The sequence below is a fragment of the Variovorax sp. R-27 genome (assembly GCF_049913215.1).
In the GTDB taxonomy this organism is placed as follows: domain Bacteria; phylum Pseudomonadota; class Gammaproteobacteria; order Burkholderiales; family Burkholderiaceae_C; genus Variovorax.
This window is the reverse complement of record NZ_CP183984.1, coordinates 3,230,892-3,257,646: the sequence shown is the minus strand read 5'-3', so window position 1 is coordinate 3,257,646 and position 26,755 is coordinate 3,230,892. Positions and strand designations below refer to the sequence as shown.

The following is a 26,755-nucleotide window of genomic DNA, read 5'->3' as shown; positions in this document are numbered from 1 at the left end:
GGTTCAGTTCTCCTGAAGGGCCGGCTGCCCGCCGGCCACAGTACGGTTCCAGACCAGTCCGTGCGGCAGGCGCGCGGGTCCGAAAAGAAAGTGAAGGACTCGGCGACGAGCCGGTGACCGGGCGCGGGAGGACGCATGCAGCAGCAAGGGGCGCATCAGCAGGGCGTCGCCCCGTGCCGCCGTGCAGGCCGTCTCGCCGTGTTCGACGCGCAAGTCCTGCGCTTCGGCATCGCTCAGCCGTCCGGCGCGGTGGCTGCCCGATACGACGCGCAACGGCCCCGCATCCACGCCGCAATCATCCAGATGCACCCGCACGGCGAGCAGCGATCGCAACACGTCGACCGGCGGCTGCACATACGGCTCGCCCTCCTTGAGGACGGCAGGCATGCCGGCGCCCGAGGCGGGAATCGAGGTGTCCTGATGCAGCGCAACCAGCCAGTTCCTGTCGGCCGTCTTGTCGAAGAGCGTGCATTGCACGGCCACCGATGAAGCATCGAGCAGGCCCATGCCGACCAGCCGTGTTTTCAGCTGAACAGCAATCTCACTGCAGTGCGGCTGGGCCAAAAGGTTGCGGCTGCCTGCCGCCTGCCCCAGCCAATGGTCGAGCGACCGCGCGGTTGCGTCCAGCAGATCAAACGGCAACAGCGCCGGCAGCAGCGCATGGCCCTTCTCCTCGAGCAACGCGACCTGCCCGTCGGCGCTTGTCATTCGCGGTGGTAAGGATGACCCGCATTGACCGACCACGCCCGGTACAGCTGCTCGACCAGCAGCACCCGCGCCATCGCGTGCGGCAGCGTCAGGTCGGACAGGCGGATGCGTTCGTGGGCCGCGGCCTTGAAGGCCGGGTCGAGCCCGTCGGGCCCGCCGATGACCAGGGCGACGTCGTCGCCCTCGCCTTGCCAGGCCTGCAGGCGCGCGGCAAGCGCCTTGGTGGTCAGCGCCGTGCCGCGCTCGTCGAGCGCGACGACGCGCATGCCGCGCGCAATTGCGCCTTCGATGCGCTCGCGCTCCGCGGCGTACAGCGTTTCAAGCGACTTGGAGCCGCGCGGCTCGGTCTTGACTGCTCGCAGCTCGAGCTTGAGCTCGGGCGGGAAGCGCTTGGCGTAGTCGTCCCAGGCAGTCTGTGCCCAATCGGGCATGCGCTGCCCGACGGCGACCACCAGCAGCTTCATGCGCGGCGGGCTGGCGCCTTCCTGGCAGCCGTCGTCGTCTTCTTTGCAGCGGGCTTCTTGGCAGCGGGCTTGCCGACGACCTTGACCGGCACGCGCGCGGTGGTGGTCTTCCGGGCGGGCGCCTTCTTGGCAGCGGTTTTCTTGGCCGGGGTCTTCGCAGCCTTGGCTTCTTGTTCTGCCGCGCGGATCGCGGTCTTGGCAGCGCTGGAGCGGCGCAGCGTCGGCGTCTTGGTGGCCGGCTTCTTCTCTTCGGTGCCGACCTTCGATGCGGTGGCGACCGCGGGCTTCGCGCCGCCGAGCTTTGCACGCACCGGCTTGTCGCCCCAGATCTCTTCGAGGTGGTAGTACTGGCGGATGGCGGGCTGCATGATGTGCGCCACGGCCGCGCCGCAGTCCACGATGATCCACTCGCCGTTGTCCTCGCCCTCGATGCGCGGCTTGCCGAAACCGGCTTCGCGCACCGCGTCGCGCACGCTGGCGGCCAGCGCCTTCGTCTGGCGGTTGGAGGTGCCCGACGCCACGATCACGCGCTCGAACAGCGGTGAAAGATGTTCTGTGTCGAATACCTGGATGTCCTGCGCCTTGACGTCTTCGAGACCATCGATGATGGCTCGCTGGAGTTTCTGGGTGTCTTTCTTGGCGGCGGCTTCAGTGGTCATCAGGCAGAGCGGTAGAGGTGGTGTTGGTCAATATAGCGTGCAACCGTGGGCGGAACCAGCGAGGAAATGTCCACGCCAAGCTCCGCGCGCCGTCGAATCTCGGTGGCGCTGTTGTTCATAGGTGGCAGTTCGAGCGCCTCGAAACGCGCGCCAGCCGGGAGGCCGGGAAGCATTTTCGGATCAAAACGAGCAGCGTTGCTCGTCGATAGTGCGCGATACGCTACAGAAACGATAGCAATGCCGAGTATATCCTGCCAGCCGTGCCAGGTCGGCAACGCGCTTGCCTGGTCGGCGCCCATGATCAGGACCAGCTGTGCGCCGGGCTGCTCGCGCTGCAATTCGTGCAGGGTGTCGAGTGTGTAGGTGGGCCCGTCGCGCAGCACTTCGCGGCTGTCGATAACGACGGTGCCTTTCAGGTCAGCGAAGGCCAGCCGCGTCATCGCAAGGCGGTCTTCCTTCGGCGTGAGCGCCCTGCTCTTGTGCCAGGCCTGCCCCGTGGGAATGACGTGCAGTTCGGCAAGATCGAGTTGCGCCAGCGCGGCTTCGGCTAGCGCGACGTGGGCGTTGTGCGGTGGATCGAACGCGCCGCCGAAAACGCCGATGCGACGCACCGCAGTGCCGGAGCGGTTCACAACCAGTCGCGCCGCACGATGAAGTCGCTATACAGCGCGGCTTCGGGGCTGCCCAGCTCGGGCTGCTGCTGGTAGGCCCAGCTGGCCAGCGGCGGCATCGACAGCAGGATCGATTCGGTACGCCCACCCGACTGAAGGCCGAAGTGCGTGCCGCGGTCCCACACGAGGTTGAACTCGACGTAACGGCCGCGCCGATAGAGCTGGAAGCTGCGTTCGCGCTCCGAGTAAGGCGTGGCGCGGCGGCGCTCGACGATCGGCAGATACGCCGGCAAAAAGCCATCGCCCACCGAGCGAATCAGCGCGAAGCCGTTCTCGAAACCGCCCTCGGCAAAATCATCGAAGAAGATGCCGCCGATGCCGCGCTGTTCGCCGCGATGCTTCAGAAAGAAATACTCGTCGCACCAGGTTTTGAAGCGCGGGTACTTGTCGTCGCCGAAAGGTGCGAGCGCGTCTCGACACACAGTGTGAAAGTGCACCGCGTCTTCCTCGAAGCCGTAGCACGGCGTGAGGTCCATGCCGCCGCCGAACCAGCAGACCGGCTCGCCTCCTGCACCTTCTTTGGGCAGCGCAGCCAGCATGCGCACGTTCATGTGAACGATCGGCACGTAGGGGTTGCGCGGATGGAACACCAGCGACACGCCCATCGCCTCGAAAGGCGCACCTGCCAACTCGGGCCGGTTCTGCGTGGCCGAGGGTGGCAGCTTCGGTCCGCGCACCTGCGAGAAGCCGCAGCCCGCGCGCTCGAACAGTTCACCGCCTTCGAGGATGCAGGTCAGCCCATGGCCCTGCAGCGGTTCGCCCGGCGCTTTCTCCCAGGCATCGCGCACGCAGGTGCCGCCGTCGGCCTTCTCGACCGCCGCGATGATCGACTGCTGCAGTCCGCGCAGGTACTCGCCGACCGCTGCCGGGTTGGTTTGCTGCATCAAGCGCCGTGGGTGTTGCGCGCGTGCACCGCGCGGAATCCGATGTCCTTGCGGTATTGAGCGCCGTCGAAGTTGACGCGCGCCGCAACCTCGTAGGCCCGCTGCTGCGCCTGCTTCACGCTGTCGGCCAGCACGGTCACGCAGAGCACGCGCCCGCCGCTGGTCTTGAGCTCGCCGTTTTCCAGCGTCGTGCCGGCGTGGAACACCACGGCATCGGGCGCCTCGGCCGGAATGCCGGTGATGCGGTCGCCCTTGCGCGGCGACAGCGGGTAGCCGTGCGCGGCCATCACCACGCCCAGCGCCACGCGCCGGTCCCATTGCAGCTCGACCTGGTCGAGCGTGCCGTCGGTGGCGTGCCAGAACACCTCGAACAGGTCGGACTTCAGGCGCATCATGATCGGCTGCGTCTCGGGGTCGCCCATGCGGCAGTTGAATTCGAGCGTCTTGGGGTGCCCCGTGGCGTCGATCATCAGACCGGCATAGAGGAAGCCGGTGAACGGAATGCCGTCTTTCTCCATGCCGCGGATGGTCGGCAGGATGATCTCGCGCATGGCGCGCGCATGCACCTCGGCCGTGACCACCGGCGCGGGCGAATACGCCCCCATGCCACCGGTGTTGGGACCTTCGTCGTTGTCGAGCAGGCGCTTGTGGTCCTGGCTGGTGGCCAGCGCGGTCACGTTCTTGCCGTCGCACAGCACGATGAAGCTGGCTTCCTCGCCCTGCAGGAATTCTTCGATGACAACGCGCGCGCCACCTTCGTTATGCGACACGCCGAACTTGTTGTCGACCAGCATGAAGTCGACGGCCTCGTGCGCTTCCTCTGCGGTCATGGCAACCACCACGCCCTTGCCAGCGGCCAGGCCGTCGGCCTTGACGACGATGGGCGCGCCCTTGGCGTCGATGTATGCGTGTGCCGCGGCGGCGTCGGTGAAAGCCTCGTACTCGGCGGTCGGAATCTTGTGGCGCTTCATGAAGGCCTTGGAGAAGGCCTTCGAGCTTTCGAGCTGGGCGGCCGCCTGCGTGGGGCCGAAGATGCGCAGGCCGTGCGCGCGGAACTCGTCCACCACGCCGGCGGCCAGCGGCGCCTCGGGGCCGACGACGGTCAGCGCGATCTTTTCTTTCATCGCCCATTCGCGCAGCGCGGCGGGCTCGGTGATGTCGACGCAGTCGTAGCGCTCGTCGGCTGCGGTGCCGCCGTTGCCCGGCGCCACGTACACACGGCTCACCCGGGCAGCCTGTGCCAGCCGCCATGCCAGAGCGTGTTCACGGCCCCCTCCCCCAATTACCAGTACCTTCATTCGCGGGCCTTCATTTCTCGCTGTGATTCAACAAACAACATTCATTCGGACAGCGAGGCGTTGTGATAAACGTCCTGCACGTCGTCCAGGTCCTCGAGCACATCGAGCAACTTCTGCATTCTTGCGGCGTCTTCGCCGGTCACGTCTACCGTGTTTTCGGCGCGCATGGTGACTTCGGCGACGTCGGGCTTCAGGCCCGCGGCTTCGAGCGCGTTCTTCACGGCTTCGAAGTCGGCGACGGCGGTGATCACCTCGATGGCACCGTCGTCGTCGGTAACGACGTCTTCGGCGCCCGCCTCGAGCGCCACTTCCATCACCTTGTCTTCATTGGTGCCCGGCGCAAAGATGAACTGGCCGCAGTGCTTGAACTGGAAGGCCACCGAGCCCTCGGTGCCCATGTTGCCGCCGTGCTTGGAGAATGCGTGGCGCACTTCGGCCACGGTGCGCACGCGGTTGTCGGTCATGGTGTCGACGATGATCGCCGCGCCGCCGATGCCGTACCCTTCGTAACGAATTTCTTCGTAATTGACGCCTTCGAGGTTGCCCGTGGCCTTGTCGATGTTGCGCTTGATGGTGTCGATGGGCAGGTTCACCGCCTTGGCCTTTTCCACCGCCAGCCGCAAACGGGGGTTGGAGCCCAGGTCGGCGCCACCGGCGCGGGCGGCCACTGTGATTTCGCGGATGGCGCGGGTCCAGAGCTTGCCCCGCTTCTCGTCCTGGCGGCCCTTCCGGTGCTGAATATTCGCCCACTTGCTATGTCCGGCCATGGCTTTCTATCTCGCTGTCCTGTGTTTTCTAAGCAGGCTCCGAGTTTACTGTCCGGCGCACACAACGCCCGCCCTGGGGCCCGGAATTCGGGCCGGGGCTTTTGGTGATAATCGTTCGATGACGCCATCGCCTTCCGTCGGGCCCGGGAATCCCGACATCCTGCCGCCGCACGCCCCTTTGCCGCTGTACTACAAGACCGAGGCCGAGCATCAGGCGTTCCTGCTGCGCATCTTCGACAGCACGGCCGCGGACTACGACCGCATCGAGAGCGTGCTGGCCTTCGGCACTGGCCCCTCGTACCGCCGTGCTGCGCTGCGGGAAGCCGGCCTCTCGGCGGGCATGCAGGTGCTGGATGTGGGCATCGGCACCGGGCTCGTGGCCCGCGAGGCGCTGAAACTCATCGGCTCCACCGGCCAGCTCGTAGGCATCGACCCCAGCCCCGGCATGTTGGGCCAGGTCAAGCTGCCCGGCATCGAACTGGTGCGCGGCGTGGCCGAAGCCCTGCCCCGGCCCGATGCCAGCAGCGACTTCGTGAGCATGGGTTACGCCATGCGCCACATCAGCGACGTGACGGCAGCCTTCAGCGAGTTCCATCGCGTGCTGCGCCCCGGCGGGCGGGTGGCGGTACTCGAAATCACCAAGCCCGAGGGCCGCTTCGCAACTGCGCTGCTCAAGGGCTACATGCGTGCCGTGGTGCCGCTGATCGCCCGCGTGGTCGGTCGCCAACGCAACACCTCGGAATTGTGGCGCTACTACTGGGACACGATCGAGGCCTGCATTCCGCCCGAGCGGGTGATGCAGGCGCTGGCCGACGCGGGTTTTCGCGACGTGCGCCGGCATGCGAGCCTCGGCGTTTTCTCTGCCTACACCGCCATCAAACCCGAACACCCCGTCGAGGCCAGCTGATAGTGCGAGCTCAGGACGAAACCCCTTCTTCCCATCTGCGCGTCGAGCGCCTGTCGCTGCCGGCCAGCCTCGCGCTGGCTGTTGACGGCAAGGCGCCCTTCGCGGCGCTCGGCTACGGCACGCCGCACGGCGTGGCCTGGATGCCGACCGTCAACGCGCGCGTGCTGTCGGCAAACGGCGCCATGGCCGACGTCTGGCACGTAAGCGGCCCGCAGCACGTCAAGTCGGGCACCACCGGCATCGCGCGCTGGCGCACCGACGGTCACTGGCTGCTCGGCGCCATCGACCTGGACGAAGCCACCGAAAAACAAGGCCTCGCCGAACTCGCGCACCGCGCCTACCGCGACCTCTTCAAGACGCTCGATCAGGCCGGCACGCCGCACCTGCAGCGCATCTGGAACTACCTGCCGCAGATCAACGCCGACGGCGGCGGGCTGGAGCGCTACCGCCAGTTCAACCTCGGCCGGCAGGAAGCGTTTCTCGAAGCCGGCCGCGCCGCCTTCGAGGGCGCGCCTGCGGCCTGTGCACTGGGCATCCACCAGGGCGCCCTGTCGATCCGCTTCCTGGCCGGCCAGCAGGCGCCGCTGCCGGTCGAAAACCCGCGTCAGGTTTCGGCCTACCGCTATCCCGAAACCTACGGCCCGCGCTCGCCGACCTTCTCGCGCGCCGCGCTGGCGGACATCGGCGACGGCAACATCGCCCTCTTCATCTCCGGCACTGCGAGCATCGTCGGCCACGAAACCGTGCACCACGGCGACGTGCTCGAGCAGACGCGCGAAACCCTGCGCAACTTGCAGGCGGTGATTGCCGCCGCCAACGAACGCGGCACCGCGAAGTTCTCGCTGGCCGAGCTCGATTGCGTGGTCTACGTGCGTCACCCGTCGGACACCGAAGCTGTACGCAGCATCATCGAAGGCACGCTCGGCGCCGACGCGCCGATGGCGCGCCACGCGGTGTACCTCGAAGCCGACATCTGCCGCAGCGACCTGCTGGTCGAGATTGAGGCCCACACGGCGGCGGCCGGCCTGCTACGGGCATGACCGGTCGTTGTCCGACCGCGCATTGCCCGATTGACTGATTCAATGACTCGCGTGCTGCGAATTCTCACGTCGATTCCGCTCGCGTTGATGCTCTACGCGCTGCTGCTGTTCCTGGGCCTGATCTCGCTGGTCTGGAACGTCGTCGCCATGCTGATCCACCCGATCATGCCGGCGGCGCCCGCGCGCGTGCTGGGACGCACGACCATCGCCTTCGCCTACCGCATGTTCTGGTGGCTGGCGTCGGTGACCGGCATGATGCGCATCGACGCCGCCTGCCTCGACCCGATGCGCAAGGAACCCGGCGTGATCTTCGTGGCCAACCACCCGACGATGCTCGATGCGCTGCTGCTGGTGGCGCGGCTGCCCCGCAGTGCCTGCATCATGAAGGCCGACCTGATGGGCAACATCTTCCTGGGCGCGGGCGCCCGGCTGGCGCGCTACATCAGCAACAAGTCGGCCCGCACCATGGTGCGCCTTGCCGTGAACGACCTGCGCAACGGCGGCCAGCTGGTGATCTTTCCCGAGGGCACGCGCACGGTGACGCCGCCGCTCAATGTGTTCCGCCCCGGCACCACGCTGATCGCCAAGCTGGCGCAGGCGCCCATACAAACGGTGTTCATCGACACCGACTCGCCCTACCTCGCCAAGGGCTGGCCGCTGTGGCGCGTGCCACCGCTTCCCATCGTCTTCACCCTGCGGATCGGCAAGCGCTTCTCGCCCACGCAGGACAGCGACGTGCTGCAGGCCGAGCTCGAACAATACTTCCGACAAAACCTGGAGCAGCGCGCTACCGACGCGTCCCCCGAATGCCAGACGCCTCGCGCACCCACCTTGTCCTGATCCCCAGCTACAACACCGGCGAGCGCCTGTTCTCGACCGTCGCCGCGGCGCGCGCGCAGTGGAACCCGGTGTGGGTGGTGGTCGACGGCAGCGACGACGGCACGGGCGAGCGGCTGCAACAGATGGCGGCCGGCGACCCGGGCCTGCGCGTGTGGGTGCTGCCGCAGAACCAGGGCAAGGGTTCGGCCGTGCTGCACGGCCTGCGCGCCGCGAAGGAAGCCGGTTTCACCCATGCGCTGACGATGGATTCCGACGGGCAGCATCCGGCGGACCTGATCCCCGAGTTCATGAAGGCCTCGCTGGCCCGCCCCGAGACGATGGTGCTCGGGCGACCGGTGTTCGACGCAAGCGCACCGCTGCTGCGCGTGCGCGGGCGGCGTGTGTCGAACGGGTGGACGCAGCTCGAAACGCTGTTCGCCGGCGTGGGCGATTCGCTCTACGGCTTTCGCGTGTATCCGGTGACGGACCTGATCGCCGTCATGGAGCGGCAGCCATGGATGCGGCGCTTCGACTTCGACACCGAAGCTGTGGTGCGGCTGGCATGGCGCGGCGTCAAGCCCGTGAACATCGATGCGCCGGTGAAGTACCTGACGGCGGAGGAAGGCGGGGTTTCGCACTTCCGCTATGGGCGCGACAACGTGCTGCTCACCTGGATGCACGCGCGGCTGATGGTCGAGTTCGTGCTGCGGCTGCCTGGGCTGGTGTTTCGCAAGCTGGCGAAGAAGGCACCGTTTCAGGACTGACGACGCTTGCTCGCTGATTTAGGTAGACCCCACCCACCCTACAGCGCGATAGCTGCCCCGCCCAGCGCCTTGTACAAGGTCATCGTCGCATTGAGCTGGTTCAACCGGTTCTGGGCCAGCGACACCTCGGCCGTACGGCGGCGGTCCTTGGCATCGAGCACCGGCTGCAACGCGGTCGCCCCAGCACGGTAGCGCACCTCCGACAACCGCTCCGCGCGCTGCGCCTCCTGCAGGGCCAGCACCAGTTTTTCGCTCTCGTCGCGCAGTTGCGTGCGTGACGACAAGGCATTCTCGACCTCCGACAACGCCGTGTAGAGCGACTGCCGGAAACCCACCACCGCCTCTTCGTACTGCGTCTGCGACACGGCCACGGTAAGCCGTGCGGTATTCCATTGCAAGAATGGCAACGCCAGCCCCGCGCCGAGCGTCGCCACAGGATTCTTCAGCAATTCGCCCAGCGCAGTGCTCGACGTGCCCAGCGACCCCGTCAGGCTCAGCGCCGGATAGAACCCGGTGCGCGTGGCGTCGACATTCGCCAGTACACCGCGCAGCCGTTGCTCGGCCGCGCGCAGGTCCGGGCGTCGGCCCAGCAGGCTCGCGGGTACGCCGGCATCGATGACCGGCAAGGCTATGTCGGGCAACCGCGCGGGCTCGACGGCCATCGACTCCGGCGGCTGGTCGAACAGAATCGCCAGCGCGTTGCGCGCCTCGACGCGCTGCTGAAGCAACTGCGTATGCGCCGCCTCCTGCGTCGCGAGGTTCTGACCTGCCTGCGCCACATCCAGCCCCGACACGGCGCCCGCCGCGTACTTCACCCGCACCAGCGCGAGGATGCGTCGGCCGTCTTCCATGCCCGCTTCGCTCAGCGCGATGCGCTGGTTCAGGTAGCCGGTCTGCCAATAGAGCCCCGCCGTAGTGCCGACGAGCGCCAGCGCAGTGGCCTGGCGGTCGGATTCGGTGGCCTTCAGCTCCCAGTCGGCGGCGCTGCGCTGCGCCGAGAGTCGGCCCCACAGGTCGAGCTCGTAGCTCAGCGTCACCAGCGAGCTCGACGCGGAACCGGCCACGCCGCCGCGCTTCAGGTCATAGCTGCGGCTGGTGCTGGCCTGCCCCACTACGCTGGGCGTGAGGTTCGTGTTCGCCAAACCAGCCTGCAATTGCGCACGCTGCACGCGAATGCCCGCCGCCGCCAGGTCGTTGTTGGTACGCAGCGCGCTGTCGATCAGCCGGTCGAGCTGCGGATCGTTGAACGCCGTCCACCAGTTGGCGGACAGCATCGCCGCCGCACTCCCCGCTCCCGGCGACTGCTGCCAGCCCTGCGGCACCTCCAGCGGCCGCTGCGCCCGCTGCTCAGGCTGGAACAGGGTGCACCCGCCGAGCACCAGCACGGCAACAGCCATCGCGGAAAGAACGCGTGCCCTACTCACGAGCCAGCGCCTCGATCGGGTCCAGCCGCGCCGCGTTGCGCGCCGGCAGATAGCCGAACAGCACGCCGATCAGCGACGCGCACAAGAACGCCGACACCACGGCGCCCATCGAAAAGATCATTTGCCATTGCTTGACGAAAAGCGAAAACAGAAAGCTGATGCCGTACGACAGCGTCACGCCGATCAACCCGCCCACCAGGCACACCAGCACCGCCTCGGTCAGGAACTGTTGCAGCACGTCGCTCTGGCGCGCGCCCACCGCCATGCGAATACCGATCTCGCGGGTGCGCTCGGTCACGGACACCAGCATGATGTTCATCACGCCGATGCCGCCCACCACCAGCGAGATCACGGCAATGAGCGACAGCAGCAGCGTGAGCGACTGGCTGGTGCGCTCGGCCGTCTTCACGATGCTGTCCATGTTGAAGGTGAAGAAATCCTTGCTGCCGTGGCGCAGCGTGAGCAGCTTGACCACGCTGTCTTCAGCGGCCTTGGTCGGCTGGTCGTCGCGGATGCGCACCGTGATGTTGTCGAAGTGCTGCTGCCCGAAGAGTCGGCTCGCGCCCGTGCTGTAGGGCAGCCAGATGTTGAGCGACTTGTTCTCGCCGAACATGCTCTTCTTTTCCTGCGATACGCCGATCACCGTGCACGGCAGGTTGCCCACCAGGATGATCTTGCCCACCGCCTCGGCGCCGTCAGGGAACAGCTTGCGCCGCGTGTTCTGGTCGATCACCACCACCTGCGACTGGTGGCGCACGTCGCTCGCCGTAAAGGCTGCGCCACTGGCCATCTGGATGTCGCGCACACGAAAGAAACTGTCGCTCACGCCGTTCACCGTGCCGTTGATGTCGACGCTGCGGTAGCGCAGCCGCAGGCTGCGCGAGGTCGAGGGCGTCACGCTGTGCACATAGGGCTGCGCGGCGAGTGCGTCGAGGTCGGACGGTATCAACGTGCGGATGCTCGAGGCCTTGTCGTCGCCGAAGTCGCGGCCCGGGTACACGTCGAGCGTGTTGGTGCCGATGGCACGGATGTCTGACAGCACGAAGCGCTTGGCGCCCTCCCCAATGGCCACGATCGACACCACCGAGGTTATGCCGATGACGATGCCCAGCATGGTGAGCGCGGTGCGCATGCGGTGCGCCATCATCGAACGCCAGGCCATGCGGAAGGCTTCTGCAAAGCGGGCCCAGCTGGTGCTGAAGCGCGCAATGCCCAGCTTGGGCTTCGTCATCGCCTCGGGAATTGGTGCGTCGGGCTGCACGGCCTGTGCCGACGCCACCACAGTGGGCACGTTGGGCCGGTCACCCACGATCACGCCGTCGGCAATCTCGATGATGCGTTCGGTGCAGCTCGCCACCTGCATGTCGTGCGTCACGATGATGATGGTGTGCCCTTGCGCATGCAGCTCGCGCAGGATGCCGATCACCTCCTGGCCGCTCCTGCTGTCGAGTGCACCGGTCGGCTCGTCGGCCAGGATCACCTGCCCGCCGTTCATCAACGCGCGCGCGATGCTCACCCGCTGCTGCTGGCCGCCGGAGAGCTGGCTTGGCCGGTGCTCGGTGCGGTCGCCAAGTCCCAGCCGCACCAGCAACTGGCGCGCACGCGTATCGCGCGCCTCGCCGTCAGTGCCGGCATACACGGCGGGCACCTCGACGTTGCCGGTCGCCGTCAGGTGCGGCATCAGGTGATAGCGCTGGAAGATGAAGCCGAAGTGCTCGCGCCGCAACTGGGCGAGCGCGTCGCTGTCGAGCGTGCCCACGTCCTGGCCCGAGACAATGTAGGTGCCCGTGCTCGGCCGGTCGAGGCAACCGAGGATGTTCATCAGCGTCGACTTGCCCGAGCCCGAGGCGCCGACGATGGCCAGCATTTCGCCGTTGCCGATGTCGAGGTTGACGTCTTTCAGTACCTGCACTTCCTGCTCGCCCGAAGGAAAGCTGCGGCCGATGCCGCGCAGGGTCAGCAGCGGCTGCTTTTCCTGCGTCATGGGCGCTTGCCCCGTCCGCCGCCGCCGTCTCCGCTTTCGCCCCGCTCCAGAACAGCCGAGGCATCGCCCGTGATGACGTTGTCGCCCTCTTTCAAACCTTCGAGCACCTGGGCCTGGAAGTTGTTGGAGATGCCCACGCGCACCTGCCGTTTTTCCACGGTCTGGTCGGCCTTGAGCACGCGCACTTCCTGGCGGCCGTCCTTGTCGCGCGGACCCAATGCGGTCAGCGGCACTGTCAGCGCCTGCTTGGCCTCGCCCAGCAGGATGGCCACCTGCGCCGTCATGTCCACGCGCAGCGTGCGCTCGGGGTTGGGCACGTCGAACAGCGCGTTGAAGAACACGGCGTTGTTGATCTTCTCAGGCGAAGGCTGCACCGCGCGCAGCGTGCCGTGGTAGCGCTTGTCGGGGTCGCCGAGGATGGTGAAGTACACCGGCTGCCCCGGCTTCACACGCACCACGTCGGCTTCGGACACCTGCGCCTTCACGGTCATGGTCGACAGGTCGGCCAGTTTCATCAGCGTGGGCACCTGGAAGGCGGCGACCACGGTCTGGCCTTCGAGCGTGCTGATGGAAACCACGTCGCCGTCGATGGGCGCGATGATTCGCGTGTACGAGAGATTCGTCTGCGCCGAGGCCACGGCCAGCTTCTGCTGGCGGATCTGCGCTTCGAGCGACACCAGGTCGGCACGCAGCGCGCGCAGTTCGGCGTCGGCGCTTTCCATGTCCTGCTTGGCGGCGGCGTCCTGCGCGAGCATTTCCTGCTGCCGCGTCCAGGTGAGCTGGGCCTGCCTGATGCGCACTTCCTTCGCGAGCTTCTGCGCCTGCAGGTTGTCGAGCTTGGCCTGCTCCTGCGCGAAGGTGTTCTGCGAGATGACGGGGTCGATCTCGGCGAGCCAGTCGCCCTTCTTCACGGTCTGCCCCAGCACCACCTTCAGCGACTTGAGCTGGCCGCTGACCTGTGCACCCACCTCGACCTGCTTGAGTGCCTGCAGCACGCCGGTAGCGAGCACTGCGTTTTCGAGGTCGGTGCGCTGTACCGCGGCGGTGAGGTATTCGGCCTTCTTGCCCGGGCTGAGCCAGAAAGAGGCGACGACCGCCAGCACGACGAGAACGGCAATGCCGATGACTAGTTTGCGTGATCGCCTGGGTTGTGTAGTGGGCATGCGGGGGAAATCAGGAAGACGCTGCGCGGCGAGTCGGCTGCGCGGAAGGGGCACGGAACCACGAGGTCCGGTGTCATCCTAGCCGCGTTTACTGAAGATTCTTTAAAGGCCCACGGGCGATCGACAAACCGATTCGCAGCGTTACGAGCGCGTGACTTTCGGCACTGGCACGACAGCTTTGGGCGTCCTACATTTTTTCGGATGCGTGGCGCGTTGCCACGCATAAACCGATAGTTCTAGGAAGGGAAAACGACCATGAAATTCCAACAGTCGAACACTCTGCGCCACGTGGCACTGGCCGGTGCGATCACCGCCGCGATGGCCTTCAGCTGCGCGGCCGGTGCCGCCAACACGAAGGCAGACACGCCCGAGGCGCAGTCGCCGCTGACGTTCACCACGCCGGTGCGCAGCCCCGAAGCCAGCGCCCCGCTGGGCCTTGCGAGCATCAGCAGCGACGTCAAGCCGACGGCAGCTCAGCCGGTGAACATGGCGATGGTCAGCAGCTGCGCCGAACGCTGGTACTGGCGCAGCCTGCTCGAAGAAATGGGATGCGGCTTTTCGGGCCAAGGCTGGTTCAACTGACGCGGACCCGCCCTCTTGGGCACGCTGCCCGCGGGGGCGGCGTTGCCTCTTTCGCCACTCAGCGCGCGCGGCGCGAGCGCACGAGCAGCGTGATGAGCAGCAGCGAGAGAACCACGAACGCGATAAACGACCAGTTCGCCAGCGTCAGGCCGAACAGCGACCAGTCGATCTTCGAGCAGTCGCCGCCGCCGCGAAAGATCATCGGCAGCGCACGCTTCAGCGGAAAGGTTTCGATCATCCCGTAGAGGTCGCGCCCGCAGGAAACGACTTCGGGCGGATACCACTGCAGCCAGCTCTGCGAGGCCGCCGTGTAGGCGCCGCCCACCGCAGCCACCAGCGCCAGCAATCCACCCACGACCCGAAGGGCCACGTTGCGGAACACGCCGGCCAGGCCGGTGAAGAGTGCCACCAGCACCAGCGCATACCGCTGCACGATGCACATGGGACAGGGTTCGAGCCCGACCACGTGCTGCAGGTAGAGCCCGAAGGCCAGCATGAGAACACAGGCCAGGCAGATCAGCCCGAACGCGCGGCGCGGCGCGCCGAAGTACCAATCGATCAAGGAGATACCCAATCTTCTTCTACGAACACCCTGGCCTTGCGCGGGTTGGCGACGACGGTGTCGCCTTCCTTCAAGCCCAGGTCACGGAACTGTTGCGCAGGGAGTTGCGCCTCGATGATGGTTCCGGAGCCCGGATTATCTGGATTCGATTCGGTGGGCTCAAGTTCCAGCCGCGCGATGGGTCCGACGACGATTGCCCGCGACAGCGTGGCAACGATGCCCGAAGCGCCGGCCACATAGCGTGTCACATCGATGTCATGCGGGCGTACATAGGCGCGCGCCTTGGCGTCGCGCGCGCCGCTGTGCTCGGGTGAATCGAGGCGCATGCCGTCGAGCTGCACCGCGCCGTTGTCGGCCCGGCCGTGGAACAGGTTCACATCGCCCAGGAAGCCGTAGACGAACGGGCTGGCCGGCTGGTCCCACACCTCCTGCGGCGAGCCGACCTGCTCGATCTGCCCCTTGTTGATGACCACCACGCGGTCGGCAACTTCAAGCGCTTCTTCCTGGTCGTGCGTGACGAAGATCGACGTGACGTGCAGTTCGTCGTGCAGCCGGCGCAGCCAGCGGCGCAGTTCCTTGCGCACCTTGGCGTCGAGCGCGCCGAAGGGCTCGTCGAGCAGCAGCACCTTGGGCTCCACCGCCAGTGCGCGGGCCAGAGCAATGCGCTGCCGCTGGCCGCCGGAAAGCTGCGACGGGTAGCGGTCGGCCAGCCAGTCGAGCTGCACCAGCTTGAGCAGGTCGGTCACCTTCTGCCTGATCTGCGCGTCGCTCGGGCGCTCCTTGCGCGGCTTCACGCGCAGGCCGAAGGCCACGTTCTCGAACACGGTCATGTGGCGGAACAGTGCGTAGTGCTGGAACACGAAGCCCACCTGCCGCTCGCGCACGTGCACGTCGGTGGTGTCCTCGCCCGAGAACAAAATGCTGCCGGCGTCGGCCGTTTCCAGCCCCGCGATGATGCGCAGCAGCGTGGTCTTGCCGCAGCCCGAGGGGCCGAGCAGCGCGACCAGTTCGCCCGACTCCACGTCGAGGTTCACGTCGCGCAGCGCGCGGAAGTCGCCGAACTGCTTGCTGATGTTGCGGATTTCGATGCTCATGATCTTGTTCTTTCTCTCAGGCCGCCGCGGCTTCAGGGGGACGCTCGGGGGGCAGTTCGGCAATGGCCTTCATCTCGCGCTCGTGGCGCCATTCGATCACCGACTTGATCACCAGCGTGACCAGCGCCAGGATGGCCAGCAGCGAAGCCACGGCAAACGCGGCCACCGACTGGTATTCGTTGTAGAGCACTTCCACGTGCAGCGGCATGGTGTTGGTCTGACCCCGGATGTGGCCCGACACCACCGACACCGCGCCGAATTCGCCCATGGCGCGCGCGTTGCACAGGATCACGCCGTACAGCAGGCCCCACTTGATGTTGGGCAGTGTCACGCGCCAGAAGGTCTGCCAGCCGGTCGCGCCGAGCACGATGGCGGCCTGCTCCTCGTCGGTGCCCTGCGCCTGCATCAGCGGCACGAGTTCGCGCGCGATGAACGGGAAGGTCACGAACACGGTCGCCAGCACGATGCCGGGTACGGCAAAGATGATCTTGATGTCGTGCTCAGCCAGCCACGGACCGAGCCAGCCCTGCGCGCCGAACACCAGCACGTAGATCAGGCCCGCCACCACCGGCGACACCGCGAACGGCAGATCGACCAGCGTGGTGAGAAAGGCCTTGCCGCGGAACTCGAACTTGGCAATGGCCCAGGCCGCTGCCACGCCGAACACGAGGTTCATCGGCACCGCAATGGCGGCCGTGATCAGCGTGAGGCGAATCGCGCTCCAGGCGTCGGGCTCCTTCAGCGCGTCGAGATACGCGCCAACGCCCTTGCGTAGCGCCTCCGTCGCAACAGCGGCCAGCGGCAGCACGAGGAACAGGAACATGAACGCGAGCGCAATGCCGATCAGCGTCCAGCGCACCCAGGCGGATTCAGTAGTGCCGGCTTGCGCGCGGCGGATGACTTTGGAAGGTGCGCTCATGTCAGGCTCCTGCGCGGCGACGCTGCCAGGCTTGCAGGCCATTGATGACCAGCAGCAGCAGGAACGAAATGACCAGCATCACCAGTGCGACCGCCGTGGCGCCCGCGTAGTCGTACTGCTCCAGCTTGCCGATGATGATCAGCGGCGTGATCTCCGAGATCATCGGCATGTTGCCCGCGATGAAGATCACCGAGCCGTACTCGCCGATGGCGCGTGCGAAGGCCATGGCAAAGCCGGTGAGCAGCGCAGGCGCAATCGACGGAAAGATCACCTTGGTGAAGGTCTGAAGCCGCGTCGCGCCGAGCGAGGTGGCTGCTTCTTCCAGCTCTTTCTCGGCGTCTTCGAGCACTGGCTGCACCGTGCGCACCACGAAGGGCAACCCGATGAATATCAGCGCGATCACGATGCCCGCTGGCGTAAAGGCCAGCTTGATGCCATGCGGCTCGAGCAGTTGCCCGACCCAGCCGTTGCCCGCGAGCAGCGCGGTCAGCGAAATGCCCGCCACCGCCGTCGGCAGCGCAAACGGCAGGTCGACCAGCGCATCGACGATGCGCTTGCCCGGAAACTTGTAGCGCACCAGCACCCAGGCCACCAGCAGGCCGAACACCGCGTTCACCACGGCCGCGATCAGCGAGGCGCCGAAGGTCAGCCGGTACGAAGCCATCACGCGCGGCGCAGTCACGGCCACCCAGAACTGGTCCCAGGTCAGCGTGAAGGTCCTGAAGACCAGCGCCGACAGCGGGATCAGCACGATCAGGCTGAGGTAAAGAATCGAGAAGCCGAGCGTGATGTGGAAACCCGGCAGCACGCGCTTGGCGCCCCCTGCCCGGTTGGCACGCGAAAAAGGCGCTCCCGCGGACGGGAGCGCCGAAGAAACAGCGCCGCTCATTTACTTGCCGCCGGGCGTATAGAGCTTGTCGAACTGGCCGCCGTCGTTGAAGTGCACCTTCTGCGCTTCGCCGAGGCTGCCGAACAGCTCCTGCACCGTGAAGAGCTGCAGCGGCTTGAAGGTCGAGGCGTACTTCTTGAGCACGGCCGGCGAACGCGGACGCAGCGCGTGCTTGGCCGCGATTTCCTGCGCTTCTTCAGAGTACAGCCAGTCGAGATACGCCTTGGCGAGCTCGCCCGTGCCCTTCTTGGCGACGGTGCGCTCGACCACGGCCACCGGGTTCTCGGCCACGATGCTGATCGAGGGGTACACCGAGTCGACCTTGCCGGTGCCGAATTCGCGGTCGATCGACACCACTTCCGATTCGAAGGTGATCAGCGCATCGCCGATGTTGCGTTGCAGGAAGGCGGTGGTCGCGTCGCGGCCGCCGCGCGCCAGAACAGGCACGTTCTTGAACAGCTTGCCGACGAACTCGGCAGCCTGGGCGTCGGTGCCGCCCTTCTTCTTGATGTAGCCCCATGCGGCCAGGTACGCATAGCGCCCGTTGCCGCCGGTCTTGGGGTTGACGATCACGACCTGCACGCCCGGCTTGACCAGGTCGTCCCAGTCCTTGATGCCCTTGGGGTTGCCGTTGCGCACGAGAAAAAGCATGGTCGACGTGGTCGGCGATGCGTTCTCGGGGAATTTCTTGTTCCAGTCTTTGGCAACCACGCCGGCATTGGCGAGGAAGTCGATGTCGGTGGAGGTGTTCATGGTCACCACGTCGGCATCGAGGCCGTCGGCCACCGCGCGGGCCTGCGCGCTGGAGCCGCCGTGCGACTGGTCGATCTTGACGTCCTTGCCTGTGGCCTTCTTGTAGTGCGCCACGAAGGCCGCGTTGTAGTCCTTGTAGAACTCGCGGGCCACGTCGTACGAGGCGTTCAGCAGCCCAGTGCCTTGGGCAAAGGCGCTGCTGCCGGCGAGTGCGGAGGACGCCAGCGCGAGCACGGCGACGAAGGTCTTTATTCTGGAAGTCATGTGGTTGCCAAGGTTTCTGAAAATTCACGGCCCGCCGGCCAGGCGGCGGGCTCGTCGGTCAAGGACTGGAGCAGGGCAAGGCCCAGCGGCCAATCCCCGTGCCCCGAGTCGACGTTGATGTGGCCCGCATTCTGCATGCGCACGAACTCGCTGCCCCAGGCGCGCGAATATGCACCAGCCAGGCGGATCGGGCAAAAGGGGTCGTTGCTGCTGGCCACCACGATGCTGCGGTACGGCAGCGCAGCGTAGGGCACAGGCGCGAAATCGGACAGAACGGCGCGGCGCTCAGGGTCGGCAGGCGCCACCAGCAGCGCGCCCTGGATGCGGGCCGCGGCATCGGGCGGCAGGTGCGCCGTGGCGATGCAGCCCAGGCTGTGCGCGGCGATCACCACCGGCCCGTCGCTTTCCAGCACAAGCTTCGCCAGCGTAGACACCCACGCCTCGCGCTTGGGCGAGGCCCAGTCGTCCTGCGCCACCCGCACCGCGCCCGGAATGCGCTCTTCCCACAGGCTCTGCCAGTGGCCGGGCCCGGAGTCGCGCCACCCCGGCACGATGATCACTCGGGTCTGCATGACGACGCTGCCCTGCCCGCTTACTTGTTGGGCTGCGGCGTGATGCGCAGGTAGGGGCGCACGGCCTTGAAGCCCTTGGGGAAGCGCTCCGCCAGTTCGGCCGGGTCCTGGATGGCCGGGATGATGACCACGTCGTCGCCGTCCTTCCAGTTCACGGGCGTGGCCACCTTGTGGCTGTCGGTGAGCTGCAGCGAGTCGATCACGCGCAGGATCTCGTCGAAGTTGCGGCCGGTCGAGGCCGGGTAGGTGATGGTGGTGCGGATGACCTTCTTCGGGTCGATGATGAACACGCTGCGAACGGTGGCCGTGGCCGAGGCGTTCGGGTGGATCAGGTCGTACAGGTCGGCCACCTTGCGGTCGGCATCCGCAATGATGGGGAAGTTGACCGTGGTGTTCTGCGTATCGTTGATGTCGCTGATCCATTCCTTGTGCTTGGTGGCCGGATCGACGCTCAACGCGATGGGCTTCACGCCGCGCTTGGCGAATTCGCCCGACAGTGCCGCGGTCTTGCCCAGTTCGGTGGTGCACACGGGCGTGAAATCGGCGGGATGCGAGAAGAACACGACCCACGAATCGCCGGCCCACTGATGGAAGTCGATGGTGCCTTCGCTGGAATCCTGGGTGAAATTGGGGGCGGTGTCGCCGAGTCGCAGAGTAGCCATGGACGCTCCTGGATGGATGGGAGCCTCGGATTGTGCGAACCCTTGCTTCAATGCCAAACGAATATCTGCTTGTTTGGATATGACGTTTTTCGCATAACGAGCCTAGAACATCCGCATATCTTCGCTCTGGAGATGCTCCATCAGGAAGTCGATGAGCTTCCGCACAGCCGGCACCAACGCCCGCCGTGCCGGAAACACCATGTGCGCGATCACCGGTGGCGGCCCCCAACCGGGTAGCAGCCGCACCAGCCGGCCGGCATCGATGTCGGCGCGGCACATGTAGTCAGGCAGCATGGTCGCGCCTATGCCGCCCAGCGTGCCGAACTGCAGCGTCGCGAGGTCGTCCGCCACGTAATGCGGGGTGTGGGAGTGCACGTAGCTCTCTCCCTTGGGGCCCTCCAGCCGCCAGTCGCTGCGCCCTTCCCCGTTGACCGACATGGCCGCCGTCGGCAGCTTGCCGAGGTCGGCCAGCGTTTCCACCGGCCCGTAGCGCGCCAGCAGCGCCGGGCTCGCCACCAGCACGCCGCGGCTGTGGCCGAAGGTCTTTGCCACCAGCACAGCGCTGTCCTCGATGACGAGCCGCACACGCAGCGCGATGTCGATGCCCTCCTCGATCAGGTCGACCGGCCGGTTGATCACCCGCATGTCGATGCGCACTGCCGGGTAGCGCGCCATGAACACCGGCATCAGCTGCGCCAGGCCGCTGTGCGCGATGGTGACGGGGCAGCTCAGCCGCACCAGCCCGCTGGGCTCGTTCTGCACCTGCGCCACCGCCTCGGCTGCCGCCTGCGCCGCGTCGCGCATGGCGGACGAATGCCGCAGGTAGATCTCGCCCGCCGGCGTAAGCGACAGGCGCCGGGTGCTGCGCTGCATCAGCTGCACGCCGAGACGCTCTTCCAGGTCGGCGACGCGGCGCGAGAGGCGCGACTTGGGGATGCCTAGCGCCCGGCTGGCGGCTGCGAAGCCGCCGCGCTCGGCCACTTCGGCGAAGAAAACCATGTCGTTGAGGTCTTGCATGGTGGTGATTGTCCTGCAGATAGAACGATCTAGGCAATTTTTGGGTACTTATCGATCACTAGATCCAAAAATAGAATTCTTCCATCCGCCGGCCACTTTGAGCGCCGACAGCCAACACAGAAAGTGATTGATTGAAATGAAGCTGCTCCACATTGACTCCAGCATCCTCGGCGCCCACTCGACCTCGCGCCTGCTCTCGGCCGAAGTCGTGACCGCATGGCGCGCCGCCCACCCCGACACCACCGTCGAATACCTCGATCTGGCCGTCGACACCCCCTCGCACTTCAGCGCCGACGCGCTGGGCATCAAGACCGGCTTGCAAGAACAGCCGACCGAAGCCCAGCAGCGTGAAAACGCCGTGTCCGAAAAGCTCGTGAGCCAGTTCCTGGCCTCGGACGTGGTCGTCATCGGCACGCCTTTCTACAACTTCTCGATCCCGACGCAACTCAAGGCCTGGATCGACCGCCTGGGACAAGTCGGCCGCACCTTCAAATACACCGAGAAGGGCCCCGTGGGCCTGGCCGGCGGCAAGACCGTCATCGTGGCCTTGTCCCGCGGCGGCATCTATTCGACCAGCGAAGGTGGCCAGGCCATGGAGCACCAGGAAAGCTACCTCAAGGCAGTCTTCGGCTTCTTCGGCATCACCGACGTGCGCGTCGTGCGCGCCGAAGGTGTGGCGATGGGCGACGAAGCCCGGAACAATGCCCTGGCAACGGCCCGCGCCGACATCCTGGTGGCGACGGCGGAAGCCGCGAACCAGCGCGACGCTGCTATCGCTGCCTGAGTTCTGCTCCGACACCAGCAAAAAAGCCGCCCATCGGGCGGCTTTTTTTCGTCCGGGGACGCAGCTGATCGATCAGGCCGAGTGGCTCTTCACCCAGGCCACGTACTTGTCCATCCAGCCCTGCAAGAACTTCTTCGAGCCTTCGTTGCCGACGTGGCCCTTGTCGTCGAACAGGTCATCCTTGGCCTGCAGGAACACTTCGGGCGCGCCCATCGTGGGCACGTCAAGATAGGCCAGGATGTTGCGCAGGTGCTGCTGCGCCAGCGCGGTGCCGATGGCCCCCACCGAGATGCCGACCACGCCGGCCGGCTTGCCCGCCCAGGCGCTCTGGCCATAGGGGCGCGAGGCCTGGTCGATGGCGTTCTTCAGCACGCCGGGAATCGAGCGGTTGTATTCGGGCGTAACGAACAGCAGGCCGTCGGCCGCCGCGATCTCGGTCTTCAGGCGCTTCACCGGCGCGGACTGGTTGCCGTCGTCGTCCTGGTTGTACAGCGGCAGGTCGTCGATGCGCAGGGTTTCGAAGGTGAAGTCCGAGGGCGCGAGGTGCGCCAGCGCGAGGGCCAGCTTGTGGTTGAACGAATCCTTGCGCAGGCTGCCGACAATGACAGCGATCCGGGTCTGGGCCATGGGTGAAACTCCTTGAGTGAGGGGGGCGGAATGACGAACGCGATTATGCGAAGCGCCCAAGACCTTTTCGGGAAAAGTTCATGCAGAGCCGGACGAACGGCGGCAAGATAAACCGCATCCCCCAACCCCATCGAAGCGCAGGACGCTCCCGTGACCCAGTCTCAGTCTTCCTCTTCCTCCTCTTCTTCCCATTACGACGTCATCGTCGTCGGCCTTGGCGCCCTCGGCGCCGCGACGCTCTACCAACTCTCGCAGCGCGGCGTGCGCGTGCTGGGCATCGACCAGTTCTCGCCGCCGCACGACCAGGGCTCCTCGCACGGCGATTCGCGCATCACGCGGCTGGCCGTCGGCGAAGGCGACGAGTACGTGCCCTTCGTGCAGCGCTCGCATGCCATCTGGCGCGAACTCGAGGCCCGCACCGGCAAGCCGCTGATGACCACCACCGGCGGCCTGATCCTCGCGCCGCGCGACCGCGTGGCGGAACACCACGGCAAATCCGATTTCGTGCGCCGCACCATCGCCTGCGCCGAGCGCTTCGGCATCGCGCACGAAGTGCTCGACGCAGCCGGCATCCGCGCGCGCTTTCCGCAGTTCCACCTGCAGGGCGACGAGATCGGCTATTACGAGCACGACGCCGGCTTCGTCCGCCCCGAAGACGCCATCGGCGCCCAGCTGGCCGTGGCCCGCGCCTCGGGCGCTCAAACACTCACCGGCGAGCGCGTGCAAGCCGTCGAGCCCATCGGCAACGGCGACACCGTGCGCGTGCGCACCAGCACCGCAAGCTTCACGGCCGACCGCGTGGTCGTCGCGGCCGGCGCGTGGCTACCCGCCTTCCTGGGCGCACAGGCGCGAGCCGACTGGCAAGCCGACTTCTCCGTGCACCGGCAGGTGATGCACTGGTTCGACACCGGCAGCGCCACAGCCGACTTCGCACCCGGCCGCTTCCCCATCTTCATCTGGATGTTCGGCGACGGGCCGGAAGACTACATGTACGGCTTTCCGTCTTCCGACCCGTCGCAGCCCGCGCTCAAGGTGGCGACCGAGCAATACGTGGCCGCCACCACGCCGGACACCATCGACCGCACCGTGAGCGCGGAAGAAACCGCCGCCATGTACCGCGAGCGCGTGGCCAGCCGCTTTCCGCAGATCGGCGGCCGCGCCCTCAAGGCGCGCGCCTGCATGTACACCGTGACGCCCGATCGCCGCTTCGTGATCGACGCGCTCGATGGCCTGCCCCGCATGCTCATCGCATCGGCCTGCTCGGGCCACGGCTTCAAGCACTCGGCCGGGCTGGGCGAAGCCATCGCCGACCAAGTGCTGGACCGCCCGAGCGAGCTCGACCTGCGGCCCTTTGCCCGCCAACGCCTGCTGGAGAAAGCGCCAGCCTGAAGCAGGCCCGGGCGATCCCGGGCATCATCGCCTTCGATCTTTTTTGTCTGTCTGACTCAGGAGCGAAGCGCGATGAGATTTCTGGTGGTGGGTGCCGGCGCACTCGGTGGTTACTTTGGCGGCCGTCTGCTGGAGGCGGGACGCGACGTCACCTTCCTGCTGCGCCCGCGCCGCGCGGCGCAACTAGCGAAGACCGGGCTGGTGGTGCAGAGCCCCTTCGGCAACCTGCAACTGCCAGCCCCGAAGCACGTGCTGGCCGACGGCATCGATGGCCCGTATGACGTGATCGTGGTCGGCAGCAAGGCCTACGACCTCGATTCGACGATGGACTCGTTCGCGCCGGCAGTCGGCCCCGACACCGTGATCCTCCCGCTGCTCAACGGCATGAAGCACATCGACCGGCTGGCCGAACGCTTCGGCAGCGAGCGCGTGCTGGGTGGCCTTTGCATGATCTCCGCCACGCTCGACGACGAGGGCCGCGTGCTGCATCTGAACGACATGCACGGCCTGAGCTATGGCGAACGCGCCGGCGGCCGCTCGGCGCGCGTCGATGCCATCGCAGCGCAGTTCGCGGGCGCGAAGTTCGACGCCACGGCCAGCGAAAACATCATGCAGGACATGTGGGAAAAGTGGGTCTTCATCGCCTCGGCGGCGGGCCTCACCAGCCTGATGCGCGCGTCCATCGGCGACATCGTGGCCGCTGGCGGACAGGACGTGGCGCTGTCGATCTTCGACGAATGCTGCGCCATCGCCACGCACAACGGCTTCGCGCCGCGGGCCGCAGCCGTGCAGCGCGGTCGCGCCATCATGACGACCGCCGGCTCGCCGATGACCGCGTCGATGTACAAGGACATGGTGCGCGGCGCGGCGGTCGAGGCCGACCACATCGTCGGCGATCTGCTGGGCCGCGCGGCCCCCGGCAACTTGCCGGTGCCTTCGGTGCTGCGCACGGCCTACGTTCACCTGAAAGCCTACGAAGCGCAGCGCGCCCGTACGGCAACCTGAGCGTCATGCGCGACGCGCTGGCGTTCCTGCACACGGCGCAGGTGCATGTGCCGACCTTCGAGCAGCTTGTGGCCGAGATGGCGCCCGGCCTGCGTGTGCGGCATCTCGTGCAAGCAGACCTGCTGGCCGACGCGCGTGTCGTGGGCACCGACGACACAGACCTGATCGCCCGCGTTCACCACGCCATGCACGAAGCCGCCTCCAGCGGCGCGAAAGTCGTGGTGTGCACCTGCTCGACCATCGGTGCCATCGCCGAACAAATGCCCACAGGCAATACCTTCAAGGCCCTGCGCATCGATCACGCCATGGCCGACCGCGCGGTACGCACCGGGCCGCGCGTGCTGGTTGTGGCAGCGGTCGAAAGCACGCTCGCTCCAACGATGGAACTGGTGCGTTCCGCCGCGGCAAACGCAGGCATCGCGGTGCAGCCGAACACGTTGCTGGTCGAAGAAGCGTGGCCCCATTTCGAAGCAGGCGACAACGCGCGCTACATCGAAACCCTGGCCCGCGCCATCCGCGCTGCGGCAGGTGGGGCCGACATCGTAGTGCTGGCCCAGGCCTCGATGGCCCCCGCGGCCGCCCTGCTCGCGGACCTCGGTATCGACGTGCTCAGCAGCCCCACGCTGGGTGCCCGGCACGCCGTGGCGCTGGCTACTAGTCTGACTTGAGGATCGTCTCCCCCTTCAGCATCCCCATGTCCCGGATGTTGAAGCGGTGCCGCTTCCACCCCTCCCAGGTCCGCCGCATGTGCGTGACGGAGATGAAGTAGTACAGAAACTTGAACATGCCGAGTGGCCCGCGCGTCGGCGTGCCGCGGTAGATGTCGCCGGCCAGCAGCGACATCAGCCCCTCCTTGACGCGGAACGGATTGCCCGGGTGCATGAACATGTCGCGGATGGTCGGGTTGGTCACGCGGTAGATGAACCACGAGTACTCGCGCGGGCCCTTGCGCATCATGGCCTCGAAGTCCTTGCGCGCGGCCGCCAGTTCGGCCGGCCGGTCGAGCGCCTTCGCCACCAGTTCGGCGCCGTCGAAGGCACTGTGCATCGCGAGGTACACGCCCGAGGAAAACATCGGGTCGATGAAGGTGAAGGCGTCGCCCAGCAACAGGTAGCGATCGCCCGTGGCATGCGTGCTGGAGTACGAGAAGTTGCCGGTGGCGTGCACCGCGTCGTCGACCAGCGTGGCGTTCTTCAGGCGCTCCACCAGCACCGGGCAGGTGGCGATGGTGTCGTAGAAGAACTCCTTCAGCGGTTTGTCGCGCGTCTTCAGGTAGTACGGCCAGCAGACCGCGCCCACGCTGGTGGTGCCGTCGGCCAGTGGAATGAACCAGAACCAGCCGTGCGGAAACCAGCAGATGCTGATGTTTCCTTCCTTCTTGCCTTCGAGCCGTTCGGCATTCGTGAAGTGGCCAAACAGCGCGGTGCTGTTGTGGTCGGGGTTCTTTTCCTTGCAACGGAATTTGTTGGCCAGCAGCGTGTCGCGGCCGGTGGCGTCGACCACGAAGCGGGCGCGCCAGCTGCGACGCACGCCGTCGTCCATTTCGGCCTGCACCGTGGCGCCGTCGGCATCGAAGGCCACGTCGCGCACTTTGCAGCCTTCGATGGTCTGCGCGCCGCGCGTGGCCGCGTTGCGGAACAGCAGCTCGTCAAGTTCGGAGCGGCGCACCTGCCAGGCGGAGTCGAGCGACTTGTCCATGCCCTCGGCAAATTCCACATAGCTGCGGTGCTCGTGTTCGGGCGAGACGAACTCGATGCCGAACTTCGGCATGCCGATCTTGTCGACCTGGTCGCGCACGCCGAGCTTCTCGAACAATTCGACGTTCCCGGGCAACAGCGATTCGCCGATGTGAAAGCGCGGGTGATGCGCCTTTTCGAGCAGCACCACCTTGCGGCCCTGCTGGGCCAGCAACGCGGCGATGGTCGAGCCGGCGGGGCCACCGCCGACAACCATCACGTCGCAGGATTCATCGGCCGTCTGAGGGGCGGAGGAAGAAGCTTGGGGCAAGGACATGCGTGGACAAGCGACATTGTTAACAAAGGTCAAGCATAGCGCGCCGGCCGCTCGAAGAAAGATAGCAAAGT

The 26,755-nt window shown here is 66.5% G+C and carries 29 protein-coding genes; 9 read left to right on the top strand and 20 right to left on the bottom strand.

From position 1 onward, the window contains the following. Positions 1 to 3: 3 nt before the first annotated feature. Genes ACN9MV_RS15185 through ACN9MV_RS15155 form a run of 7 tightly spaced genes read right to left on the bottom strand, consistent with a single transcriptional unit; the run spans position 4 to position 5,451 of the window. Positions 4 to 708 carry a phytanoyl-CoA dioxygenase family protein gene (locus ACN9MV_RS15185; RefSeq protein ID WP_426392959.1) on the bottom strand — a complete coding sequence of 235 codons (705 nt, stop codon included), beginning with the start codon at positions 706 to 708 and terminating at the stop codon, positions 4 to 6. Beyond that, positions 705 to 1,172: a 23S rRNA (pseudouridine(1915)-N(3))-methyltransferase RlmH gene (gene rlmH / locus ACN9MV_RS15180; protein WP_426392957.1), complete on the bottom strand. Its 468-nt coding sequence runs from the start codon at positions 1,170 to 1,172 to the stop codon at positions 705 to 707. The genes ACN9MV_RS15185 and rlmH overlap by 4 nt, the downstream gene beginning before the upstream one ends. Then, on the bottom strand, positions 1,169 to 1,831 hold the full coding sequence (gene rsfS / locus ACN9MV_RS15175; RefSeq protein ID WP_426392955.1) for a ribosome silencing factor: 663 nt from the start codon (positions 1,829 to 1,831) through the stop codon (positions 1,169 to 1,171). The genes rlmH and rsfS overlap by 4 nt, the downstream gene beginning before the upstream one ends. After that, positions 1,831 to 2,463, bottom strand: a complete 633-nt coding sequence (gene nadD, locus ACN9MV_RS15170; protein ID WP_426392953.1) for a nicotinate (nicotinamide) nucleotide adenylyltransferase — start codon at positions 2,461 to 2,463, stop codon at positions 1,831 to 1,833. The genes rsfS and nadD overlap by 1 nt, the downstream gene beginning before the upstream one ends. After that, positions 2,460 to 3,386, bottom strand: coding sequence for an oxygen-dependent coproporphyrinogen oxidase (hemF, locus tag ACN9MV_RS15165; protein WP_426392952.1), 927 nt, complete (start codon positions 3,384 to 3,386; stop codon positions 2,460 to 2,462). Before hemF ends, nadD begins: the two co-directional genes overlap by 4 nt. Continuing rightward, positions 3,386 to 4,684 carry a phosphoribosylamine--glycine ligase gene (purD, locus tag ACN9MV_RS15160; protein WP_093054657.1) on the bottom strand — a complete coding sequence of 433 codons (1,299 nt, stop codon included), beginning with the start codon at positions 4,682 to 4,684 and terminating at the stop codon, positions 3,386 to 3,388. The genes hemF and purD overlap by 1 nt, the downstream gene beginning before the upstream one ends. Positions 4,685 to 4,725: 41 nt before the next feature. Further along, positions 4,726 to 5,451 carry a YebC/PmpR family DNA-binding transcriptional regulator gene (locus tag ACN9MV_RS15155; protein ID WP_093054655.1) on the bottom strand — a complete coding sequence of 242 codons (726 nt, stop codon included), beginning with the start codon at positions 5,449 to 5,451 and terminating at the stop codon, positions 4,726 to 4,728. Between the two features lie 118 nt (positions 5,452 to 5,569). On the opposite strand from ACN9MV_RS15155, the gene ACN9MV_RS15150 reads away from it, so the two are divergent. The 4 genes from ACN9MV_RS15150 to ACN9MV_RS15135 are packed head-to-tail and all read left to right on the top strand — an operon-like array spanning position 5,570 to position 8,981. Further along, positions 5,570 to 6,358 carry a class I SAM-dependent methyltransferase gene (locus ACN9MV_RS15150; RefSeq protein WP_426392950.1) on the top strand — a complete coding sequence of 263 codons (789 nt, stop codon included), beginning with the start codon at positions 5,570 to 5,572 and terminating at the stop codon, positions 6,356 to 6,358. Positions 6,359 to 6,360: 2 nt separating this feature from the next. Continuing rightward, positions 6,361 to 7,398, top strand: coding sequence for a hypothetical protein (locus ACN9MV_RS15145; RefSeq protein WP_426392948.1), 1,038 nt, complete (start codon positions 6,361 to 6,363; stop codon positions 7,396 to 7,398). A 42-nt stretch (positions 7,399 to 7,440) separates the two neighbouring features. After that, positions 7,441 to 8,238, top strand: a complete 798-nt coding sequence (locus ACN9MV_RS15140; RefSeq protein ID WP_093074666.1) for a lysophospholipid acyltransferase family protein — start codon at positions 7,441 to 7,443, stop codon at positions 8,236 to 8,238. Continuing rightward, the gene (locus ACN9MV_RS15135; RefSeq protein WP_093074668.1) at positions 8,205 to 8,981 is read left to right on the top strand and encodes a glycosyltransferase family 2 protein; all 777 of its coding nucleotides are present in this window, start codon (positions 8,205 to 8,207) and stop codon (positions 8,979 to 8,981) included. The genes ACN9MV_RS15140 and ACN9MV_RS15135 overlap by 34 nt, the downstream gene beginning before the upstream one ends. 38 nt (positions 8,982 to 9,019) lie before the next feature. Here the strand turns inward: ACN9MV_RS15135 and ACN9MV_RS15130 are convergent, their stop codons facing one another. The 3 genes from ACN9MV_RS15130 to macA are packed head-to-tail and all read right to left on the bottom strand — an operon-like array spanning position 9,020 to position 13,552. After that, positions 9,020 to 10,378 (bottom strand): efflux transporter outer membrane subunit, encoded by a 1,359-nt coding sequence (locus ACN9MV_RS15130; RefSeq protein ID WP_426393169.1) that lies wholly within the window; start codon positions 10,376 to 10,378, stop codon positions 9,020 to 9,022. Positions 10,379 to 10,397: 19 nt separating this feature from the next. Next, positions 10,398 to 12,389, bottom strand: a complete 1,992-nt coding sequence (macB, locus tag ACN9MV_RS15125) for a macrolide ABC transporter ATP-binding protein/permease MacB (protein ID WP_097199363.1) — start codon at positions 12,387 to 12,389, stop codon at positions 10,398 to 10,400. Continuing rightward, positions 12,386 to 13,552 (bottom strand): macrolide transporter subunit MacA, encoded by a 1,167-nt coding sequence (gene macA / locus ACN9MV_RS15120; RefSeq protein WP_426392946.1) that lies wholly within the window; start codon positions 13,550 to 13,552, stop codon positions 12,386 to 12,388. The genes macB and macA overlap by 4 nt, the downstream gene beginning before the upstream one ends. Before the next feature lie 255 nt (positions 13,553 to 13,807). On the opposite strand from macA, the gene ACN9MV_RS15115 reads away from it, so the two are divergent. Then, positions 13,808 to 14,134: a hypothetical protein gene (locus ACN9MV_RS15115; protein WP_426392944.1), complete on the top strand. Its 327-nt coding sequence runs from the start codon at positions 13,808 to 13,810 to the stop codon at positions 14,132 to 14,134. 58 nt (positions 14,135 to 14,192) lie between these two features. On the opposite strand, the gene ACN9MV_RS15110 is transcribed toward ACN9MV_RS15115, so the two are convergent. From ACN9MV_RS15110 to ACN9MV_RS15075, 8 genes are all read right to left on the bottom strand, one after another. Next, on the bottom strand, positions 14,193 to 14,696 hold the full coding sequence (locus ACN9MV_RS15110) for a disulfide bond formation protein B (RefSeq protein ID WP_097199365.1): 504 nt from the start codon (positions 14,694 to 14,696) through the stop codon (positions 14,193 to 14,195). Further along, a complete protein-coding gene (locus ACN9MV_RS15105; protein WP_093173932.1) occupies positions 14,693 to 15,790 on the bottom strand; it encodes a sulfate/molybdate ABC transporter ATP-binding protein in 1,098 nt (365 codons plus the stop codon). The genes ACN9MV_RS15110 and ACN9MV_RS15105 overlap by 4 nt, the downstream gene beginning before the upstream one ends. A 16-nt stretch (positions 15,791 to 15,806) precedes the next feature. Continuing rightward, the gene (gene cysW, locus ACN9MV_RS15100) at positions 15,807 to 16,709 is read right to left on the bottom strand and encodes a sulfate ABC transporter permease subunit CysW (protein ID WP_093054633.1); all 903 of its coding nucleotides are present in this window, start codon (positions 16,707 to 16,709) and stop codon (positions 15,807 to 15,809) included. Position 16,710: 1 nt separating this feature from the next. Next, entirely contained in the window at positions 16,711 to 17,598 is an 888-nt protein-coding gene (gene cysT, locus ACN9MV_RS15095; protein ID WP_258355121.1) for a sulfate ABC transporter permease subunit CysT, read from the bottom strand. Then, the gene (locus ACN9MV_RS15090) at positions 17,599 to 18,615 is read right to left on the bottom strand and encodes a sulfate ABC transporter substrate-binding protein (protein ID WP_093054629.1); all 1,017 of its coding nucleotides are present in this window, start codon (positions 18,613 to 18,615) and stop codon (positions 17,599 to 17,601) included. After that, positions 18,612 to 19,187, bottom strand: coding sequence for an RBBP9/YdeN family alpha/beta hydrolase (locus tag ACN9MV_RS15085; RefSeq protein WP_426392942.1), 576 nt, complete (start codon positions 19,185 to 19,187; stop codon positions 18,612 to 18,614). The genes ACN9MV_RS15090 and ACN9MV_RS15085 overlap by 4 nt, the downstream gene beginning before the upstream one ends. 20 nt (positions 19,188 to 19,207) lie before the next feature. Further along, positions 19,208 to 19,849 carry a peroxiredoxin gene (locus ACN9MV_RS15080; protein WP_093054625.1) on the bottom strand — a complete coding sequence of 214 codons (642 nt, stop codon included), beginning with the start codon at positions 19,847 to 19,849 and terminating at the stop codon, positions 19,208 to 19,210. A gap of 102 nt (positions 19,850 to 19,951) precedes the next feature. Continuing rightward, the gene (locus ACN9MV_RS15075) at positions 19,952 to 20,866 is read right to left on the bottom strand and encodes a LysR family transcriptional regulator (RefSeq protein WP_093054623.1); all 915 of its coding nucleotides are present in this window, start codon (positions 20,864 to 20,866) and stop codon (positions 19,952 to 19,954) included. A 136-nt stretch (positions 20,867 to 21,002) separates the two neighbouring features. Here ACN9MV_RS15075 and ACN9MV_RS15070 point away from each other — a divergent pair, with 136 nt between their 5' ends. Beyond that, positions 21,003 to 21,650, top strand: coding sequence for an FMN-dependent NADH-azoreductase (locus ACN9MV_RS15070; protein ID WP_093054621.1), 648 nt, complete (start codon positions 21,003 to 21,005; stop codon positions 21,648 to 21,650). Between the two features lie 72 nt (positions 21,651 to 21,722). Here the strand turns inward: ACN9MV_RS15070 and ACN9MV_RS15065 are convergent, their stop codons facing one another. Continuing rightward, positions 21,723 to 22,277, bottom strand: a complete 555-nt coding sequence (locus tag ACN9MV_RS15065) for an NADPH-dependent FMN reductase (RefSeq protein WP_093054619.1) — start codon at positions 22,275 to 22,277, stop codon at positions 21,723 to 21,725. A 150-nt stretch (positions 22,278 to 22,427) separates the two neighbouring features. On the opposite strand from ACN9MV_RS15065, the gene solA reads away from it, so the two are divergent. The 3 genes from solA to ACN9MV_RS15050 all read left to right on the top strand — a co-directional run bounded on the left by solA (position 22,428) and on the right by ACN9MV_RS15050 (position 25,339). Next, the gene (solA, locus tag ACN9MV_RS15060) at positions 22,428 to 23,666 is read left to right on the top strand and encodes an N-methyl-L-tryptophan oxidase (protein ID WP_426392940.1); all 1,239 of its coding nucleotides are present in this window, start codon (positions 22,428 to 22,430) and stop codon (positions 23,664 to 23,666) included. Between the two features lie 72 nt (positions 23,667 to 23,738). Continuing rightward, on the top strand, positions 23,739 to 24,671 hold the full coding sequence (gene panE / locus ACN9MV_RS15055; protein WP_426392939.1) for a 2-dehydropantoate 2-reductase: 933 nt from the start codon (positions 23,739 to 23,741) through the stop codon (positions 24,669 to 24,671). A 5-nt stretch (positions 24,672 to 24,676) separates the two neighbouring features. Beyond that, positions 24,677 to 25,339, top strand: coding sequence for an Asp/Glu/hydantoin racemase (locus ACN9MV_RS15050; protein ID WP_426392938.1), 663 nt, complete (start codon positions 24,677 to 24,679; stop codon positions 25,337 to 25,339). Here ACN9MV_RS15050 and ACN9MV_RS15045 read toward each other — a convergent pair. Beyond that, complete coding sequence (locus tag ACN9MV_RS15045; RefSeq protein WP_426392937.1) at positions 25,326 to 26,684, bottom strand: NAD(P)/FAD-dependent oxidoreductase; 1,359 nt, start codon at positions 26,682 to 26,684, stop codon at positions 25,326 to 25,328. The genes ACN9MV_RS15050 and ACN9MV_RS15045 overlap by 14 nt on opposite strands. Between the last annotated feature and the right edge of the window lie 71 nt (positions 26,685 to 26,755).